The organism is Undibacterium sp. Ji50W (assembly GCF_049340445.1).
Classification (GTDB): Bacteria; Pseudomonadota; Gammaproteobacteria; order Burkholderiales; family Burkholderiaceae_D; genus Undibacterium.
In genome coordinates this window covers 38,979-56,958 of the sequence record NZ_JBMPOX010000021.1, presented here as the reverse complement: position 1 = coordinate 56,958, position 17,980 = coordinate 38,979, and the positions used below count along the sequence as shown (strand labels likewise).

Annotated in this window: 14 protein-coding genes; 1 reads left to right on the top strand and 13 read right to left on the bottom strand. The window is 52.8% G+C overall.

Going from position 1 to position 17,980, the window contains the following annotated elements:
* Nucleotides 1-110 precede the first annotated feature (110 nt).
* The 6 genes from ACO0K9_RS22570 to ACO0K9_RS22545 form a co-directional block, all read right to left on the bottom strand.
* Entirely contained in the window at nucleotides 111-3,284 is a 3,174-nt protein-coding gene (locus ACO0K9_RS22570) for an efflux RND transporter permease subunit (RefSeq protein WP_422988645.1), read from the bottom strand.
* On the bottom strand, nucleotides 3,281-4,846 hold the full coding sequence (locus ACO0K9_RS22565; RefSeq protein WP_422988643.1) for an efflux RND transporter periplasmic adaptor subunit: 1,566 nt from the start codon (nucleotides 4,844-4,846) through the stop codon (nucleotides 3,281-3,283). The genes ACO0K9_RS22570 and ACO0K9_RS22565 overlap by 4 nt, the downstream gene beginning before the upstream one ends.
* Nucleotides 4,843-6,147, bottom strand: coding sequence for a TolC family protein (locus ACO0K9_RS22560; RefSeq protein WP_422988641.1), 1,305 nt, complete (start codon nucleotides 6,145-6,147; stop codon nucleotides 4,843-4,845). The genes ACO0K9_RS22565 and ACO0K9_RS22560 overlap by 4 nt, the downstream gene beginning before the upstream one ends.
* A gap of 72 nt (nucleotides 6,148-6,219) precedes the next feature.
* Nucleotides 6,220-6,633, bottom strand: a complete 414-nt coding sequence (locus ACO0K9_RS22555; protein WP_422988639.1) for a hypothetical protein — start codon at nucleotides 6,631-6,633, stop codon at nucleotides 6,220-6,222.
* 120 nt (nucleotides 6,634-6,753) lie between these two features.
* A complete protein-coding gene (gene rocF / locus ACO0K9_RS22550) occupies nucleotides 6,754-7,665 on the bottom strand; it encodes an arginase (protein ID WP_422988637.1) in 912 nt (303 codons plus the stop codon).
* A 32-nt stretch (nucleotides 7,666-7,697) separates the two neighbouring features.
* Entirely contained in the window at nucleotides 7,698-8,771 is a 1,074-nt protein-coding gene (locus ACO0K9_RS22545; RefSeq protein WP_422988635.1) for an ornithine cyclodeaminase, read from the bottom strand.
* A gap of 425 nt (nucleotides 8,772-9,196) precedes the next feature.
* Between ACO0K9_RS22545 and ACO0K9_RS22540 the strand changes: the two genes are divergently transcribed.
* Nucleotides 9,197-9,652, top strand: coding sequence for an Lrp/AsnC family transcriptional regulator (locus tag ACO0K9_RS22540; RefSeq protein WP_422988633.1), 456 nt, complete (start codon nucleotides 9,197-9,199; stop codon nucleotides 9,650-9,652).
* Nucleotides 9,653-9,695: 43 nt separating this feature from the next.
* Here the strand turns inward: ACO0K9_RS22540 and ACO0K9_RS22535 are convergent, their stop codons facing one another.
* From ACO0K9_RS22535 to ACO0K9_RS22505, 7 genes are all read right to left on the bottom strand, one after another.
* Entirely contained in the window at nucleotides 9,696-10,808 is a 1,113-nt protein-coding gene (locus ACO0K9_RS22535; RefSeq protein ID WP_422988631.1) for an HD-GYP domain-containing protein, read from the bottom strand.
* A 490-nt stretch (nucleotides 10,809-11,298) separates the two neighbouring features.
* Nucleotides 11,299-12,945, bottom strand: a complete 1,647-nt coding sequence (locus ACO0K9_RS22530) for an S-layer protein (protein ID WP_422988629.1) — start codon at nucleotides 12,943-12,945, stop codon at nucleotides 11,299-11,301.
* A gap of 353 nt (nucleotides 12,946-13,298) precedes the next feature.
* Nucleotides 13,299-13,511, bottom strand: a complete 213-nt coding sequence (locus ACO0K9_RS22525) for a hypothetical protein (RefSeq protein ID WP_422988627.1) — start codon at nucleotides 13,509-13,511, stop codon at nucleotides 13,299-13,301.
* A 96-nt stretch (nucleotides 13,512-13,607) separates the two neighbouring features.
* Nucleotides 13,608-14,780 carry an FAD-dependent monooxygenase gene (locus tag ACO0K9_RS22520; protein WP_422988625.1) on the bottom strand — a complete coding sequence of 391 codons (1,173 nt, stop codon included), beginning with the start codon at nucleotides 14,778-14,780 and terminating at the stop codon, nucleotides 13,608-13,610.
* 6 nt (nucleotides 14,781-14,786) lie between these two features.
* On the bottom strand, nucleotides 14,787-16,145 hold the full coding sequence (locus ACO0K9_RS22515; RefSeq protein ID WP_422988623.1) for an aminopeptidase P N-terminal domain-containing protein: 1,359 nt from the start codon (nucleotides 16,143-16,145) through the stop codon (nucleotides 14,787-14,789).
* A complete protein-coding gene (gene murU / locus ACO0K9_RS22510; RefSeq protein ID WP_422988621.1) occupies nucleotides 16,142-16,861 on the bottom strand; it encodes an N-acetylmuramate alpha-1-phosphate uridylyltransferase MurU in 720 nt (239 codons plus the stop codon). The genes ACO0K9_RS22515 and murU overlap by 4 nt, the downstream gene beginning before the upstream one ends.
* A 9-nt stretch (nucleotides 16,862-16,870) precedes the next feature.
* Nucleotides 16,871-17,935 (bottom strand): aminoglycoside phosphotransferase family protein, encoded by a 1,065-nt coding sequence (locus tag ACO0K9_RS22505; RefSeq protein ID WP_422988619.1) that lies wholly within the window; start codon nucleotides 17,933-17,935, stop codon nucleotides 16,871-16,873.
* Between the last annotated feature and the right edge of the window lie 45 nt (nucleotides 17,936-17,980).

Sequence of the window (17,980 nt, the reverse complement as noted above, 5' to 3'; positions counted from 1 at the left end):
TCGCCAACGGATTTCTGGTCAATGCGTGTCCTGGATGGCATCAGATTATGGACTCTATAGCTTGGTTAATTTCTGGCGGGATAACTGGAGGCATAATGGTCAGGGATAGCTTAAACCTGCTCACGGATCACCGTATGCACTTCTTTTTCCAAATGATTGCAGCGAAATTGTCTTCGGTGTAACAGAAAATACACTGCTGGCACCACAAACATTGATAGCAGTGGCGCGGTGATCATACCGCCAATCATGGGAGCAGCAATTCGTTTCATCACTTCTGAGCCGGTACCAGATCCGAGCATGATAGGAACCAGGCCGGCGATAATGACGGTCACAGTCATCGCTTTTGGCCGTACCCGTAGTACTGCGCCTTCACGAATGGCATCCAGTAGATTTTGCTCGTCAACTTTTCCTGCTTTGAGTCTGTCATCCCAGGCATGCTTCAGATACAGCAGCATGATGACACCGAATTCAGCAGACACGCCTGCCAGGGCGATGAAACCGACACCGCTGGCGACGGACAGATTATGGCCCAGCACCCATAGCAACCAGATCCCGCCGGCCATGGCAAATGGCAAGGTGGCCATGATCAGTGCTGCTTCATCGACGCGTTTGAAAGTCATGTACAACAATACAAAGATGATCAGCAAGGTTGCTGGAACGACGATTTTCAGTTTTGCTGCCGCACGTTCCAGGTATTCAAACTGACCAGACCAGGCAATCGAATAGCCGGCTGGCAATTTCACTTCCCTGGCCACGACTTCTTGCATTTCATGGACTGCCGAGCTGAGGTCGCGATCCCGGATATCGACATATACCCACCCCGACAAACGCGCATTCTCGCTCTTTAACATGGGCGGTCCGTCGTTGATGTGAATATCAGCAACATCACACAGACGGATTTGCGCACCACGTTCAGTCAGCACAGGTAACTGGCGCAACTTCTCGACCGAATCACGCAGCTCTCGCGGATAACGAACATTGATGGGAAAGCGTTGTAAGCCCTCCGTCGTTTCACCAATATTGTCACCACCAATGGCGGCGGAAACGATGCTCTGCACATCGGCGATGTTGAGACCGTAACGTGCTGCGGCGTCCCGGTTGATATCAATATCGATGTAGCGCCCCCCGTTCAGTCTTTCGGCCAGGGCTGATGACACGCCGGGCAGGTTTTTGATGACACGTTCAATATCGCTGGTAATCCTGTCTATTTCTTGCAGACTGGTTCCCGCCACTTTTATACCCACAGGGCTCTTGATACCCGTCGCCAGCATGTCTATACGGTTCCTGATGGGTGGCACCCAGATATTGGATAAGCCAGGAACCTTGACTATGCGGTCGAGTTCTTCCACCAGCTTGTCGGTAGTCATGCCCGGACGCCATTGGTCTTTGGGCTTGAATTGAATTGTCGTCTCGAACATTTCCAGGGGTGCAGGGTCGGTCGCTGTTTCGGCGCGGCCAGCTTTGCCGAATACGCTTTTGACTTCCGGAACAGTCTTGATCAGGCGATCTGTCTGTTGGAGCAATTCTGCAACTTTACCCGCACCAGCACCTGGTAAGGCGGACGGCATGTAGAGCAAGTCACCTTCATCAAGTGGCGGCATGAATTCGCCACCCAAACGTGCCAGGGGCCAGACCGTAAAGACAGCTATCAGCGCTGCAAACACCAATGTCAGTTTGGGGAAACGCAGTACGACATCAAGCAAGGGACGATACAAAGCGATCAGGAATCGATTCAAGGGGTTCTTGTGTTCATCAGGAATCTTTCCACGTATAAGATAACCCATCAACACGGGAATCAAGGTCACGGCCAAACCTGCGGCAGCCGCCATGGCATAGGTTTTAGTGAAAGCCAGGGGCGAGAATAGTCGCCCTTCCTGTGCTTCCAGCGTAAAGACGGGAATAAACGACAGGACAATAATCAGCAAAGAGAAAAACAGGGCTGGCCCTACTTCGGCAGCGGCATCTCCGATCACCCGCCAATGTGCTTCTCCCTGGAGTTTTTCCTCTGGATGGCTATGATTCCATGCCTCAATGTGTTTGTGCGCGTTCTCTATCATTACCACGGCAGCATCAACCATCGCTCCAACGGCAATCGCGATGCCTCCCAATGACATGATATTGGCATTCACGCCCTGATAATACATGATGATAAAGGCGATCAAGATACCAATTGGCAGAGTGACGATGGCGACTATGGCTGAACGGAAATGAAACAAGAAGACAGCGCATACGATGGCCACCACAATGAATTCTTCTATCAATTTCTCTTCCAGGTTTTTTACGGCGCGATGGATGAGCTTGGAGTGATCATACGTCGTGACGACTTCCACACCTGGAGGCAGGCCGGCTTTCAGTTTTTCCAGCCGGGCTTTGACGGCAGTGATGGTTTCCAGCGCATTCTTGCCAGATCGCATGATGATGACGCCACCAGCCACTTCACCTTCACCGTTCAGGTCGGCAATACCGCGTCGCATTTCTGGCCCGACCTGGATACGTGCCACATCGCCCAGACGCACGGATACACCGGCATCGGTCGTCATCAAAGGTATCTTACGAAAATCATCCAGCGACTTCAGATAGCCCGAGGCGCGCACCATATATTCGGCTTCACCCAGCTCCAGTACTGAACCGCCGCTTTCCTGATTGGCTTTTTTTACTGCTTCAATGATTTTTCCGTGCGGTATGTTGTAGGCACGCATTTTGTCGGGGTCAAGCTGGACCTGATATTGGCGCACCATGCCACCGATGCTGGCCACTTCGGACACGTTGGGGACGGATTTCAATTCATACTTCAAGAACCAGTCCTGCAAGGCCCGTAACTGTGACAAGTCCATCTTGCCACTGCGATCCACCAGCGCATATTCATAGACCCAGCCGACCCCGGTTGCGTCGGGGCCGAGCGAGGCTTTGGCTTGTGGTGGCAAGCGTGACTGCACCTGATTCAGGTATTCCAGCACGCGAGAACGGGCCCAGTAGAGGTCGGTTCCATCTTCAAACAACACATAGACAAAGGAATCACCAAAGAAAGAATAGCCGCGTACCGTCTTGGCACCGGGTACCGACAGCATGGTGGTGGTCAATGGATAAGTGATTTGATTTTCGACGATTTGTGGTGCCTGGCCAGGATAGCTGGTGCGGATAATCACCTGTACGTCCGACAGATCAGGAATGGCATCCAAAGGCGTGCGGGAAAGTGACCAGCTACCCCAGGCTGTGATAGTGAGCGTGGCCAGCAAGACCAGGAAGCGATTGGCAATCGACCAGCGTATCAGTTTGGCGATCATTTCTTTGCTCCTGCTGTTGGTGAAACAGAGACAATCTGGTAGCGTCCGTCCTGCACCTGGCGTATTTCAAAATTCACCGTGTCACCGACTTCGACATTCCGTGGCAAACCGCTGGCGGGTAGCTTGAAGCTCATTGTCATCGCATCCCATCGCAGGCTGGCGATAGGGCCGTGCGATAGCGTGATTTCATCCTTATCTATTTTTTCGACTTTGCCACTACCATGATGCGTGATGCCGGCAGTTTTGTTCATGTCTGCTGTATTGGTTGCCGGTGCGACACCCATGCGGGTGGTGCTGGCTTTTAAGCTGGCCTCGGAATCGATCAGGAACTGGCCGGAAATTACCACTTTTTGTCCGGCCTCCAATCCCTTGCGGATTTCAGTCTGGCCACTTGCCTCTGCACCGGTTTCAACATCGACAGGTTTGAATTGACCATCGCCCTGGGCCAGCATCACCACATGGCGGGTTCCGGTTGCAATCACCGCTTCAGACGGTACCAGCAACACATCCTTGTGTAGTCCAGAATTAAAGTTGAGCGCGGCAAACATGCCGGGTACCAATGCGCCATTGGGGTTAGCCAGTTCTATGCGTGCCTTCAAGGTGCGGGTAGCGGTGTCGACTTGTGGCAGGATGGCGCTGACCTTGCCCTGAAAAGTCACGCCAGCCAGAGATGGTGTGCGTGCTTCCACGCTATTGCCCGGATGCACCTGGGCTGCCAGGTTCTCGGGTATGTCGGCATTGACCCAGATCGTGGCCAAGCCATTGATACGGAATAAAGGCGCACCTGTTGCCACCGTCATGCCTTCGCGCGCAGTCAATTCCGAGACCACTCCGCTGACTGGTGCGGTAATGGTGATGCGCGGGCGCACTTTGCCACCACTGGTCACCTGACGGATCTGCTCATCATTCATGCCGACGAGACGCATGCGCTGTTGGGCTGCCTCTTGCAAATCTGCGATACCGGCAGTTTGCATGCGTCGCGCGGTCAGGTATTCTTCCTGCGCTGCCACCCAGTCAGGGACATACAATTCTGCCAGTGGCTGGCCCTTCCTGACTGTATCCAGGGGCGCACGCACATAGAGTTTTTCGATAAAACCATTGCTGCGGGCCTGCACCAGGGCGACATCGCGTTCATTATAGGCAAGGGTACCGACAGTGGTTACAGGAGTAGACAAATTGCCTTTGATGACCTCGGCGGTACGGACGCCTAAATTCTGTTGTACGCGCGGGCTGATGCTGACGCTGCCTTCATTTCTACTATTGGCGCCATCGGCACCGTCGGCACTATCCGCACTATCAGCACCGTCTGCATACACCGGCACCAGTTGCATATCCATGAAGGGTGATTTACCTGGCTTGTCAAACTTTTGCCCTGGGGCCATGGGGTCGTGCCAGTACAAGATCTTTTTGCCGCTGCTACTATTTTTCGGCATTTCTGCGCCGCCTGCTGTTTTGGGTGAGGCTTGTATTCCCTGCCGCAGACCCAATTGATATAGCCCGTAGCCACTGATGACGAAAGCACTGGCAAGGGCAAGGGTGAGGATGACTCTTTTATTTTTCATGGCATATCCTTGTTCACGACATCAGCAGGAGTCAGGAAATTCAGTTGCGCCCACAGACGCGCAGCATCGGCTTGCAATTGCAGTGTTTGCAGACGGGTGTCGAGTTCATTGCGACGGGCTGCCAATACATCTCTGAGGCTGGACTTGCCACCGCGGTAGGCGGCCATCACAGCCTGAGTGCGTTCCCTGGCCAAAGGGATCAGTTCATGCTCGTAGCGAGTGGCGCGCTCGCGATTGCTTTGCCATTCGGTAATCATGATTTGGGCTTCGGCAACATGGGCTCTCAGCATGTCGTCACGTTCAGCCCTGGACTGTTCCAGCATGGCCAGTTTGGACGACAGTTCACGGTCTTGCCGGTTCTTTTGGTCCCATTGAAAAGGCAGGGACAGGCCTATGGATACCATATTTGAATAGGCCGGCCCGCGCTGCTGAAATGCCACTTCTACAGTCCAGTCGGATTTTTTATTGGCTGCAGCCAGCCTGGTATCAAGCTCGGCAATTTCTGTTTGCCGGTTCAAAATGGCGATCTGTGGGTGATGTGCCAATGAAGTCTCCAGCGACATCTGGTCTAGCCTGATACTGTCGATATCGGGTTTTCCGGCTAATGCGATATCAGATGCGTCACCGGTCCAGCGAGCTAATGTGGTCCTGGCATTTTTTAGTTTTTTTTGAAATTCGCTGGTGCGATCATCCGCCATGGCGAGTGCACTGCGTGCACTAAATACATCAGCCTGGCTGCTGCGACCTCCGCGATAAGCGGCTTGCGTGGCTTCGATTTCCAGTTTTGCCTGTTGGATCTGCTCAACCGCCACGGCCAGCATTTGCTCGGCATAATAACGATCCAGCCAGGCGATTGCTGTTTCGCGCTGGATGGCGGCGATGGTTGTGGCTTTCTCTGCCAGGGCCTTGTCGGCGGCACGATCATAGCGTTCGGTGCGCAGTTGCCGTTTGTCTGTCCGTGTGATTTCCTGCATGACGCCGACACGACGCATGGTCATGAAATCACTGGTGAGGCTGCCACGGTCAGTGCCACTGACCGGCAGGTTATCGACGCCGACTTTCAATATTGGATCTGGCAACTGGCCAGCAGCGACGGCCATTTCGCGCGCAGCAGTTACTGCCTGGTCTTGCGCATTGAGCTGGCGCGAGCGTGCCACCGCCAGTTGTTGCGCCTGCCCCAGCGTCAGAGGAAAATCCAGCGCCAGAGCAGTAAATGAAGATAAAGCCAGCAGGCCTGCAAGTACGGCAACGCGAATAGGATGTGGCCGCCCACCACGTGGGGGGATGACAGCAAATAACATGGAAACTCCAGACAGCAATAAATAACAGGGCACGCTGAAAAGCGTGGCAGTCAGAAAAGCCTGTCTGGAAATTTAAATACGGAAACAGCAGTTACGTATGGAAATGGGGGGCGCTGTCTGATGCCGTAACAAGCGGGCAGCAGGTGCTGTTTGCGGCACGGTCGCCGTAAAATCTGCGGTCTTTATCACCAGCACTATGCCTGCTGGTGTAAATGCCTGCACATCAGGGATGGATGGCTTGTCGAGAGACTGCTTGCTCCATTCGTTCTGGGCATGGGCATGGCAAAGGCCAGGCTGTTCCTTGTCCATTCTTTCACAGCCTGGCATCGATGCATTGTCAGTGGATAGGGATACCTGAGCGCTATCCCGACCACCTTCCGTCGTCATACCCGGACAGGCATACGTAGCCAGGGCAAGCTGCATGAACAGCATGCTGAACAGGGCAATGAACACTGCTGCCAGGCGGGATGGACGGGATAGTTTCATGGAAACGTCATATTTTCAGTCTATGCATCATAAGGATGAAGGCTTTTTGCGTCAAGTTAAGTCAGTATGCACTTGAGCTATGTCATGCTTGCGCTGAAAAACCTTACAGGCTGCTGACGGTCACATCCTGACCAGCGTAGATTTGCCAAACAGGCTTTCGATCAAATCCACGGCCAGTACGGCGGTCTGGTTGCGGATGTCGAGTGCCGGGTTTAGTTCTACCACGTCCAGCGATGCCAGCAAACCGGTGTCGGCCACCATTTCCATGCACAACTGGGCTTCGCGATAGCTGGGGCCACCCAATACGGCGGTGCCGACGCCGGGGGCGATGCCGGGGTCGAGGCAGTCGAGGTCAAAGCTCACATGCAGATGGGTATTGCTGTCGAGATTCGCCAGGGCTGAGGACATGACATTGCGCATGCCATATTCGTCGATATAGCGCATGTCGAATACCTGCATGCCCATTTCGTGGATGAAGCGTCGTTCACCATCATCCACACTGCGTATGCCTATCAGGCGGATGTCGGCAGCTTGTATGGCTGGTGTGTGGCCGCCATAGTTGATCAATTCTTTCGGGCCGTGGCCCATCAGGCAGGCGACTGGCATGCCGTGGATATTGCCGGTGGGGCTGATGGTGGACAGATTGCTGTCGGCATGGGCATCAAACCACAGCACCCGCAGTTTTTTACCAACGCGGCGGCAGTGGGCCGCCACCGCGCTGATGGAACCTATCGCCAGACAATGATCACCACCCAGCATCATGGGCATGTGGCCATCACGCAAGGCCTGGTCAACGGCGTCATACACCGCCTGATTCCAGTCTATGGCTTCTTTCAGATGACGCAGACCATTGACCGCTTGTTCCCAAGGGTTGGCAGGACCATGCAGATTGCCATGGTCGATGACTTTTAATTGACGCGCTGCCAGTGCCTCGTTCAGGCCGGCCACACGCAATGCGTCGGGCCCCATGCCCGCGCCTCTGACGCTTGCGCCTACATCTGTTGGCGCTCCTATCAAGGAAATGGTTTTCATTTGCTGGTTTCGTTCTTGCTGTAATGCCTGGATCAGGCGTTTATCGGTACGGCAAATGCAGTTGTGCTGCGGGCCGGATTAGACATTGTATTACCAGCCATTCCCATGCCAAACAAATCTTTTGGATTCATCATTTCAGGTATCAAATCCAGTACAGGTGAATTGGCGTGCATCACATATTTTTCCAGATACCGCATGGCAGAAAAATCTTCCAACGCAAAACCAACAGAATCAAATACCGTGATCTGTTCTGCGTGCGTGCGACCAGATGCCTTGCCTGCCAGAATAGTCCATAATTCTGTCACCTGGAAATCTGCTGGCATCTGTTGCAATTCACCTTCTATTCTGGATTGTGGTTCATATTCAACCACGACATGGGCCCGATGTAAAATGTCGGCATGCAATTCGGTCTTGCCGGGGCAATCGCCACCGACGCCATTGATGTGCATGCCAGGTTCTATCATTTCTGGTGTCAGTATGATTGCATTGGTTTTGTCTGCCGTGACTGTGGTCACAATATCCGCACCCTTGACTGCTTCGGCAGTGGAACTGGCGCGTATCACCCGCAATTCAGGATACATGCGCAAATTATGGATTAATTTGTCGGTTGCTGCAGGGTCTATGTCATACACACGCAATTCTTTGATGCCCAGCATGGCATGGAAGGCGATTGCCTGAAATTCACTTTGGGCACCATTGCCGATCAAGGCCATGCTGCGACTGCCTGGTCTGGCCATATAGGTGGCTGCCAGGGCCGAGGTAGCTGCCGTGCGGATGGCGGTGGTCAGTGTCAGTTCAGACAGCAAGCGAGGGTAGCCGGTATTGACATCTGCCAGCACGCCAAAGGCGGTGACCGTTAACAGGCCAGCCTGGGTGTTCTTGGGATGGCCGTTCACATATTTGAATGAATACTGCACCCCATCGGAAATCGGCATCAATTCGATGACGCCAACTTCAGAGTGGTTGGCCACCCGTGCTGACTTGTCGAATGACTGCCAGCGCAAATAATCTTCCTTGATCATGTCAGCCAGACGCGCAATCGCATCTTCCAGCCGGGTTTTCTTCAAGTGGTTTTGCAGTTCTTTTGTGCCGATGAAGGTCACCATGATGTTCTCCGTGTATTTTCTAAGGACTTACCGGAACACATATTGAGAGGCTATTGCGAAATCACCCTGGTCTTCCTGATGTTGCGAGATTTCAGATTGGCGCCAGCTTGAAAGTAAACAAATAAGCAGACATAAAAGTAGGCAAATACCCTGAAAATCCACCAGACCCATTTCGCATCAGGCTCTTGCGCACCTGTTGTGCTATGTATTCTGTATCCATTGTAGCCAGCGGCAGCAAGAATTAGATTGCTAAATATGATGGTAATTTCACATAAATAGAAATTTAATTTCTTATTTATTAAAATTATGTGTTTAAATTTCTTATTTATAGTAATTGATAAAATATCCTGAAAATACGCATTGACTGATATGCTCTGACCGCAGCAGAATCGGTGCCTGGAATGGTGAATGAAAAGGAGAAGTAAATGGACGTGTATGACCGCAACATCCTGCGTCATCTTCAGCAAGATGGCCGCATGAGCAATCTGAGCCTGGCTGAGCGCATACATCTGTCGGCACCGCAAACATTGCGGCGTGTCAGGACGCTGGAAGAAAAAGGCGTGATACGCGCCTATGTTGCACAGGTGGCACCTGAAGCCTTGGGCCTGGGGGTCATGGCATTTGTGAACCTGTCACTGGACCGTGAACAGTTTCGCAATGTACGCGAGGTGGAGCGTCAGTTGAAGGCCTTCCCCGAAATCATAGAATGTCACACCATTTCGGGTGATTTTGATTACATTCTGAAAGTGGTGGCCTGTGACTTGAAGAGCCTGTCGCAATTTTTGACCGACACCCTGATGCAGGTGCCGGGTGTGGCATCCTTAAGGTCGATGATTTGCATGGAAGAAATCAAACCGGTCAGTGGTTTGCCCATAGAATAAGCACGCACCTGCTGCAGCGGGATTGAGGTAATCCCGGTCACGTTCAGACGCGGGCGATATCACCCCATAGATGACGCATGGTAAATTTAACCGGTACCTGCTCACGATACATGACTTCACGAATGGCGATTTTTTGCGTATCCCGCTTGAGTGGCACCGTCAGCGCCACCCCGCGCGGCCCCAGCAAGGCATGCACAAACGGTGTTGTGGTAGTTGCTCCCTTGGCGCTTACCACGCCCACTTCACCATTCTCAAGCTTGACGAAAGTACCTATGGGATAGGCACCAAGCTCACGTATAAATACCGCAACCAGCGTGGGATCGATTTTTGATTTTCCTTCTATCAGGATGTCGCGCAGGGCGACGTTGGGCAGCATGGATTTGCGATAACTGCGGGGGCAGATGCGGGCACAGTAGCGGTCAGCAACAGAAATAATCTTGGCATTTTGAGGAATATCGACGCCATTTTTTTTACCCGGGTAACCACTGCCATCTTCACTTTCGTGATGATGCAAGACCCAGGATAACCAGTCTTCGTGGTCTATGCCGGCTGCGCGCAACATGCTGACAGCAGCCTCGGGGTGTTGCATGATCAAATCCTTCTCACCCGCAGTCAGGGCCTCGCTCTTGTCTTGCAGGCGTTCTTGTTGACGCAGCATGCCCAGGTTCATGGTCAGTGCTGCGGCTGCCAGCACCAGCATTTCATCCTGTGGTTTTTTTAATGCGCGGGCGATCAATAGTGCCACCATGGCGGTATCGACAGAATGACGTATGCCGTAAGTGTCTTCCTGATTCAGCAAGATGCCACCGAGGGCGATGTCGGGCGACATGAAAACGGCGGAACCTACCTGTCTTGCCAGCGCGAGAATCTGCGCCTGGGCATTTGCTTCAGTATCCAGCTTATACAAGATGCGCCGCAATTCAGTGCGGGCCGAATTGACCATGCGCACTACAGAAGGAGATTCGCTGGCTTTTTCTACTGGTTTGCCCTCGCGCAGGCTAGCATCACTACGCTCGGTATTGGCGAACAGACCACGTTCTATCAATGAGGCGACCTGGCCGGTGTTACTGACAATAAAACCCTTGCGTAGCAAGAGACTGCCGTCACTGCCATAGACATCCCAAAGCAAGGGCTGCCCTATGACAATGTCAGACATTCCTATACGCCTTGTTGACATACATTCCTCAGGTGGGGGTAGTTGGTGGCCTTTGCAGAAAAGGCAGATAAATGATGCTAGCAGAAAAATCTTGCTTGGCACATTACCAAATGTCAATAAAGCAGTTTTTTATTGCCGCGTTGCAATATAAATGCTGTCTTTTATTTAAGGGCTTATCTTCACACGCTATCTTCACACGCTACGTTTTGCACCCACCAGAGCACAGCCAAAGAATAAAAAGGTGGCAGCACCGATTTTATTCATGTGTGCGCCTCCTTTGTCTGAAGTCAGCCAGGTTTTTGCCTTGCCTGCGAAAATGGCGTAAATGCCAAGTATTAGGACGATCGGTGTGCTGTAAGAACCTGTTTCCGATCTTGCGCTGATACGGAATTTATCGTCGAGACAATTTTTGTAGGTTGGGGGAAATGGGCAGGGGACATGCAAGCGCCTCCTGCATGTTGCCCTTTGCCCACCATGGATACGAGCAGCCTTAATTCACGCTAACAAAGATGGGGTTGGAATAAAACCATAAACTGGCATAGTTGCGATCGTTGATCTGGTTGTGGCGCGTAGGATTGTCCGTGGTCGTGATTTTTGCATCGGCCAATGGTTCGCCATTGTCCGTCAGGTCGGCGACGTTGATACCCAGGTTGGTGCCACGCAGGCGCAGGTACTGGTTTTTTTGCACGAGCATCTGGTACTTGATGACGTTGTAACCATCGGCATCGGTTTTCCAGTCAGCGCTGGTGAAGCGTTTCAAGACCTTGGTGCTGGGATTGACCGCCACATTGTAAGCACTGGAATCCGGTGCCGCCTTACTGCCAACATCGCCCACGATCAAGTCCACATGGTCCACTTTTGGTGCCTTGTTGCCGGATACGCCACTACCGACCGGAAACTCATAATTATTCTTTGCCGGGCTCTTGAAGCGTATGGTGACATCGACCATGCCGCCGTTAGTCACCTTCAGTTCTTGCCCCATGTTTTTTACATCGCTGGTGTTGCTGACATTGCTGACGGTGAATTCCATGGCATTGATAAGGTCACCAAAGACGCTGAATAGTCTTCCTGACTGCAGGCTCTTGATCAATTCATTGACGCCGGCTTTCTTGTCGTTCATCCACACATAGTTTTTGGCATATTCGCCAGGGAAGTAACCGCTGCTATTGCCGGCATCGTCGATTTTAAAATGCGAATCAGAATCGGCGATATTCCAGATGCGGCGACCTTCACCAAGCAAGGCATCCCAGACGCCGCCCACCTGGGCCACGATGGCATCAACACCCCCGTAGACACGATTGGGTTTATTGGCATCGATATAGCTGGAGGTGTAACCGCCACGATCAGGTTCCATCTGATTGCCGACCATGCCTTCTATCGAGAACATGATGCTGGGTGCCATGTCGTTCATGGTACGGAAATCGGCAATCGTATATTTGCCAGGATTGCGCGAAGGGTGGTTGACGGTGATAAAACTGCTGTCAGGATAATTTTTCTTCAACCACGAGATGGCTTGCAAGGCATCTGCTGCCGTGCTGTTGAAACGTTGGGGATATTTTGTTTTCCATTTGCTGACATCTGCGGCATCAAACTTGCTGTCTTCCAGTGTCGTGAACAGGTATTGGAATTCCTTGGCCGCAGTGGCGGACGACGTCAATTTGCCATCTGTCACATCAAAAATACTGACGCCCAAATGATCATGCGTGGGCATATCCCATTCAAAACCGGAAAAGATGGTTTTGTCTGCATAGCGACCGGAAGCCTGCAGGGCTTTGATTCTGGGGATTTCATAGGTTTCCATGCCATACGCAAAAGGCAGCGGGTTTGCCAGCAGGGCACCGTTATTGTCATATTTTGACGAGCGCAGGTGATTGGTGATGGCGGTCCAGTCCAGGCCATAGCTGGTAAATGCCTTATCCAGCACCGTATCCAGTGTTTGCGTTGTGCGGGCATCGTCTGACTGTATGGTGTGCACATGCAAGTCACCGGTCGTCCATCCCGCCTGTGAAGTGGCAGGCAGGGTCGGGTTTTGCACTTGCGTAGGATTGTCAGACGAACTACCGCAGCCATGCAGTAAAAAGACGGCGGAAGGAACAGCACAAAAAATAGCAATCAAACTCAAAAAACGGGGGCGCATGGGAAATCCTTTTCTCTGATGCATTGAAATTTTCATACACGGAAATTAAATATATTTACCGTATATGAGTGCATTGTAAAAGTTGACTGTGACGCCACAATTACAATCGATTTCATTCAGGAATAGGCATCGCTGGATATCGAGTGCGTTTTTTGGGGGATGCGTTTTGGCTTGGTGCGTGATACACGAATTAATGCGTCATGATCATGACGGACAAGCGTCTATTGCGTGGGAGGATACTTGAGTAGGCTGGACTTTATGCCAATACTGACGAAGGGGCCAGTGATGAAATACGAGTCGTGCTTGTCGGCATAAACCATCAGCCATTAGCCACGACTCGTCAAAGATATAACTTAGTGAGCCTTGGCGAAGCGCAGGGCAAATTTCTTGAAGTTGCGATAGCTGGCGCCCAGGTCTTTCAGTGAATCGAGGGATTCGGCAATGGACGCACCTTGTTCGCTGAAGTTGCTTTTGAATTCTTCAAATGCAGCTTCCAGCACGACAGCCAGTTGGTGGTTGTACAAACGGCCATAATTCAGATGACGTCTCTTGATGCGTAATTTCATGGTGTTTCCTTTCAGGTGAAGGGCGGATTATAGAGTAATCCCTGCCTCTGCTTCATTTCTGTGCTTGCCGCAGCGGATATGGATGGCTGAAAATGTTTAGCGCCAGCCATACATCATCTGTTCGGCCAGCATTTTTTTTGCTGGCTTGATCAGGTCCAGTGCACCCAATCCCATGCCCAGCAGGGTTTGGCTGAAAGCGCCGTCCGGGGCGCTGGCAAAGACGCGGGCCATGCTGTCGGTGATGCGTATGGTCAGTTTTCTGTCGGCCTGGCGTTCCGCCAGATAAGCTTGCAAGGCGGTAGCGGGATCAGTCATGGCGGCCAGCGTGCGTGCCAGTACGACACTGTCGCGCAAACCCAGGTTCAGGCCCTGGCCTGCTACCGGATGCAGGGTCTGGGCGGCGTTGCCAATGGTAACCGTGCGGGCCGTGGCCTGGGCCTGGGCATTCAGGCCCAGTGGGTAGGACAGCCGCGCCGAGGTCTTGATGAAATTGCCAAGACGATTGCCAAATGCTGTTTGCAGGGCTTGCCTGAATGCGGCTTCATCCAGCGCCAGCAAGTGACCGGCCTGGTCTGGCCTGACACACCACACCAGAGCATAGCCATCTTCATGCGGCAACAGGGCCAGCGGGCCTTGTTCAGTAAAACGTTCAAATGCACGCCCGGTGATCTGGGCGTCGGTATTCACATGGGCGATGATAGCTGTCTGCTGATAATCGTGGTGCTGTGTTCTTTGCTGCTGCTCACCAAAGGTGCCGCCTTCAGCCTGTATCACGATGCCGGCACTGATATGGGTGATGGCCTGCGTACTCATGGTATCGCTATGAAGCAAGCTAAGACGCACATGGTCGGGCATTTCATCAATGGCGGTAATGGTGTATGGCCGCGTGATGCTGATCCCAGATTGCGTGATTGCCTGTTGCAGTGGGCGTATGATGTCGCCATACCGTGCCACATAACCCAGTGCCGGTAAATCATAGTCGCTGGCGCGCATCAGGCTGCGGCCAAAATGGCCACGGCGTGAGACATGGATTTCGCTGATACTGGTCGCTTTGATGGGCCAGGCACCGGCAGCTTGCAAAATTTGCCGGCTGCCATACGACAGCGCGATGGAACGCGCATCATGCCCGGCCTGCTCAGCGGTTTTGCCATCGAACAGGGCAATGCGGTCAGCCTTATATCCCTGTTGGTGTAGCAGCAGGGCCAGTGTCTGCCCTACCGGGCCGGCACCACAAATGGCGATGTCCACATCATTGATGATTTGATCCATAGTTTTTTATGCCTGATGCTTGCGCATTTCTGCTTCAATTTCTGCCACGGTCTTGGGTGTGTCACGACTCAGGTTCAGGTGACCGTCTGCGGTGATCAGGATATCGTCTTCTATGCGTATGCCTATGTTCCAGTATTCTTGCGGTACGCCTTCGGCAGGCCGCACATAAATACCCGGTTCTATGGTGATAACCATACCGGCCTGCAATAGGCGGTAAGGATTTTCATCACCGACTTTCTCGACTTCGCGATAGTTACCGACATCATGCACGTCCAGCCCCAGCCAGTGGCCGGTGCCATGCATGTAGAACTGACGGTAAGCAGCACTGCTGATGGCATCATCAATGCTGCCAGTCTTGTTTTTATCCAGCAGGCCGGTGTCGAGCATACCCTGAGTCAATACGCGCACCGCGGCATGATGCCCATCCATATAACGCGAGCCAGGGCGGGCACAATCCATGGCAGCCTGCTGCGCAGCCAGCACGATCTCATACAGGCGTTGCTGTGCCTTGCTGAACTTGCCATTGGCCGGAAAAGTGCGGGTGATGTCGGATGCATAGCTATCGTATTCGCAGCCAGCGTCGATCAGCACCAGATCGCCATCCTGTATCAGCGCCTGGTTGCTTTGGTAATGCAATATGCAGGCATTGCCACCGGTGGCAACGATGGAACCATAGGCAGGTGATTGCGCACCCTGACGGCGGAATTCATGCAGCAGCTCGGCTTCCAGTTCATATTCATATTTACCGGGCTGCACACTGCGCATCGCACGTGCATGGGCCATGCCGGAAATGCTGGCGGCGCGCTGCATCAACGCGATTTCAGTGGCATCCTTGAACAGGCGCATTTCATCAATCAGATCTCGCACATCCACCGTGATGGCTGGTGCGCGGATGCCGCTGCGGCTTTTCGCCCGCACGGCTTGCAGGCTTTGCTGCAATTGTTCATCGATATGCGGTTCCATGGCGCTGCTGTAAAACAGCTTGTGGGCATCGGCCAACAACCCTGGCAATTTTTCTGCCAGGCTTTCTATGGGGTAGGCGATATCGAAGCCAAATTCTTTTTCTGCCGCCTGCGGACCATAGCGAAAACCATCCCAGATTTCACGTTCGGGATTTTTTTCGCGGCAAAACAAAATAGCTTGCTGTTGATCTGCATTGGCGACCAGCACGATGATGGCTTCCGGTTCATTAAAACCGGACAGGTAATAAAAATGGCTATCGTGCCGGAAAGGGAAGGTATTGTCGTTGTTGCGTATCAATTCACGTGCAGTGGGGATGACGGCCACACCACCACCTTGCGCCAGCATGTGTGATTGCAGTTGCTGGCGGCGGCTAATATAGGCAGGCAGAGCGGGGATGCTCATGCAGATCCTTTGAAGTTCAGGGGCGCATTCAGCGCTTCCAGTTGATCAGGCGTACCCAGATTATGCCACTCGCCGCGATACAGTTCACCACCGACGCGGCCGGCATCAATATATTCGCGCAGCAAAGGGCCCAGCTTGGCATGGTCGCCAGGGCGTATGGCATTGAACATCTCTGGCCGGTACACGCCAATATTGCCAAAGGTATGGCGCGGTGACCCTTCATTTTCCACACCCATCAGTGTCAGCGCAAAGTCACCACCAGGGTGGAAGCTGGGGTTCTTGACCAGGTACAGCCAGGCGATATCGCGCTTGTCTGCCGGGTGCGGGTTGCCCCATGGGTCATGTTCTTCCAGCGTATTCAGGCATTCGGAAAAATTGAAATGCGGGATATAAATATCACCCGATACCACGATGAAGGGATCGTCGCCCAGCAAGTGCAGGGCCTTGGCGATACCGCCTGCCGTTTCCAGCGCCTGTTCTTCGGCGGAGTACTGAATTTTTGCACCGAAACGTGAACCGTCACCGAGGGCATCTTCTATCATGTGACCCAGGTGTGCATGGTTGATGACCATGTCGGTGATGCCGGCTTTTACCAGGTTCAGGATATGCCAGACGATCAGCGGCCTGCCACGCACTTTCAGCAAGGGCTTGGGGCAGGTATCGGTCAAGGGGCGCATACGTTCGCCGCGCCCAGCGGCAAGTAACATGGCTTTCATGGCGCTGCCTCAGAAGGTATAGCCAACTTGTGGCGTATTGTCTTGCAGTTCATCCAGCAGGCGCAACAGCGGGATCAGTTCCTTGTAGCGGTGTGAAGTTTTGCGTACATATTCCATGACAGTAGGGATATCGCCTATGTAATGATGTTTGCCATCACGGTGTGACAGGCGGGCGAAGATGCCAAGAATTTTCAAATGACGCTGCAAGCCCATCCATTCAAAATCACGGTAGAAGCTGTCGATGTCGGGTGCCATTGGCAAACCGGCGCGCTTGGCTTTTTCCCAATAGCGTATGGCCCAGTCCAGCACGATTTCTTCATCCCATTGCACGTAGGCGTCGCGCAACAGCGATACCAGGTCATAGGTGATGGGGCCGTACACGGCATCCTGGAAATCGATAATGCCGGGATTGCCCTTGTCCATCCACATCAGGTTGCGTGAATGGTAATCGCGGTGCACGTACACTTGTGGCTGTGCCAGTGCACTGGCCAGCAAGTGATCAAATACCTTGTCCAGTGTGGCATTTTGCGCGTCAGTCAGGGTCACACCCAGGTGTTTGGCGACATACCATTCCTTGAAAATATTCAATTCACGTAGCAGGAAAGCTCTGTCGTATTCCGGCAAGACATCCGGCTGGCTTTGTGCCTGGAACAGGATCAGGCTGTCTATGGCATCCAGATACAGCTTGTGGGCATTGTCGCTATTCAAGACCTGGCCATACGTACGCATGCCCATATCGGTGACCAGCAAAAAGCCCTGTGCTATGTCGTGGGCCAGCACTTCAGGCACAGTCAGGTTGATGCTTTTCAACAGATTCGCCATCTTGATGAAGGCAGCGCTATTCTCGGTCGCGGGTGGTGCATCAACAGCGATCAGGCTGTTACCGTCTTCGGTGTCAATTCTATAATATTGGCGAAAGCTGGCGTCGGCAGAGGCCGCACGCATGCTGGCCAGCTTCATGGCATGTCCGTTGACACCAGCAAGCCAGGTTTGCAGCGCCTGCTTGCGCTGCTCTTTTTCGGGGGAGATCGCTGCAGATGCTGCAGAATTCACTGGGATTGCTGTGGAGGACATGTATAAATAGTAATAGAGTTTAGTTTGTCTGCATACTTCAAGTGG

Bases quoted from the DNA above. Each gene is read 5' to 3' on its own strand.
- ACO0K9_RS22555 (WP_422988639.1), bottom strand. From the start codon at position 6,633: ATGAAACTATCCCGTCCATCCCGCCTGGCAGCAGTGTTCATTGCCCTG.
- ACO0K9_RS22525 (WP_422988627.1), bottom strand. From the start codon at position 13,511: ATGAAATTACGCATCAAGAGACGTCATCTGAATTATGGCCGTTTGTAC.
- ACO0K9_RS22505 (WP_422988619.1), bottom strand. From the start codon at position 17,935: ATGTCCTCCACAGCAATCCCAGTGAATTCTGCAGCATCTGCAGCGATC.
- ACO0K9_RS22565 (WP_422988643.1), bottom strand. From the start codon at position 4,846: ATGAAAAATAAAAGAGTCATCCTCACCCTTGCCCTTGCCAGTGCTTTC.
- ACO0K9_RS22535 (WP_422988631.1), bottom strand. From the start codon at position 10,808: ATGTCTGACATTGTCATAGGGCAGCCCTTGCTTTGGGATGTCTATGGC.
- ACO0K9_RS22570 (WP_422988645.1), bottom strand. From the start codon at position 3,284: ATGATCGCCAAACTGATACGCTGGTCGATTGCCAATCGCTTCCTGGTC.
- murU (WP_422988621.1), bottom strand. From the start codon at position 16,861: ATGAAAGCCATGTTACTTGCCGCTGGGCGCGGCGAACGTATGCGCCCC.
- ACO0K9_RS22540 (WP_422988633.1), top strand. From the start codon at position 9,197: ATGGACGTGTATGACCGCAACATCCTGCGTCATCTTCAGCAAGATGGC.
- ACO0K9_RS22515 (WP_422988623.1), bottom strand. From the start codon at position 16,145: ATGAGCATCCCCGCTCTGCCTGCCTATATTAGCCGCCGCCAGCAACTG.
- rocF (WP_422988637.1), bottom strand. From the start codon at position 7,665: ATGAAAACCATTTCCTTGATAGGAGCGCCAACAGATGTAGGCGCAAGC.
- ACO0K9_RS22520 (WP_422988625.1), bottom strand. From the start codon at position 14,780: ATGGATCAAATCATCAATGATGTGGACATCGCCATTTGTGGTGCCGGC.
- ACO0K9_RS22560 (WP_422988641.1), bottom strand. From the start codon at position 6,147: ATGTTATTTGCTGTCATCCCCCCACGTGGTGGGCGGCCACATCCTATT.
- ACO0K9_RS22545 (WP_422988635.1), bottom strand. From the start codon at position 8,771: ATGGTGACCTTCATCGGCACAAAAGAACTGCAAAACCACTTGAAGAAA.
- ACO0K9_RS22530 (WP_422988629.1), bottom strand. From the start codon at position 12,945: ATGCGCCCCCGTTTTTTGAGTTTGATTGCTATTTTTTGTGCTGTTCCT.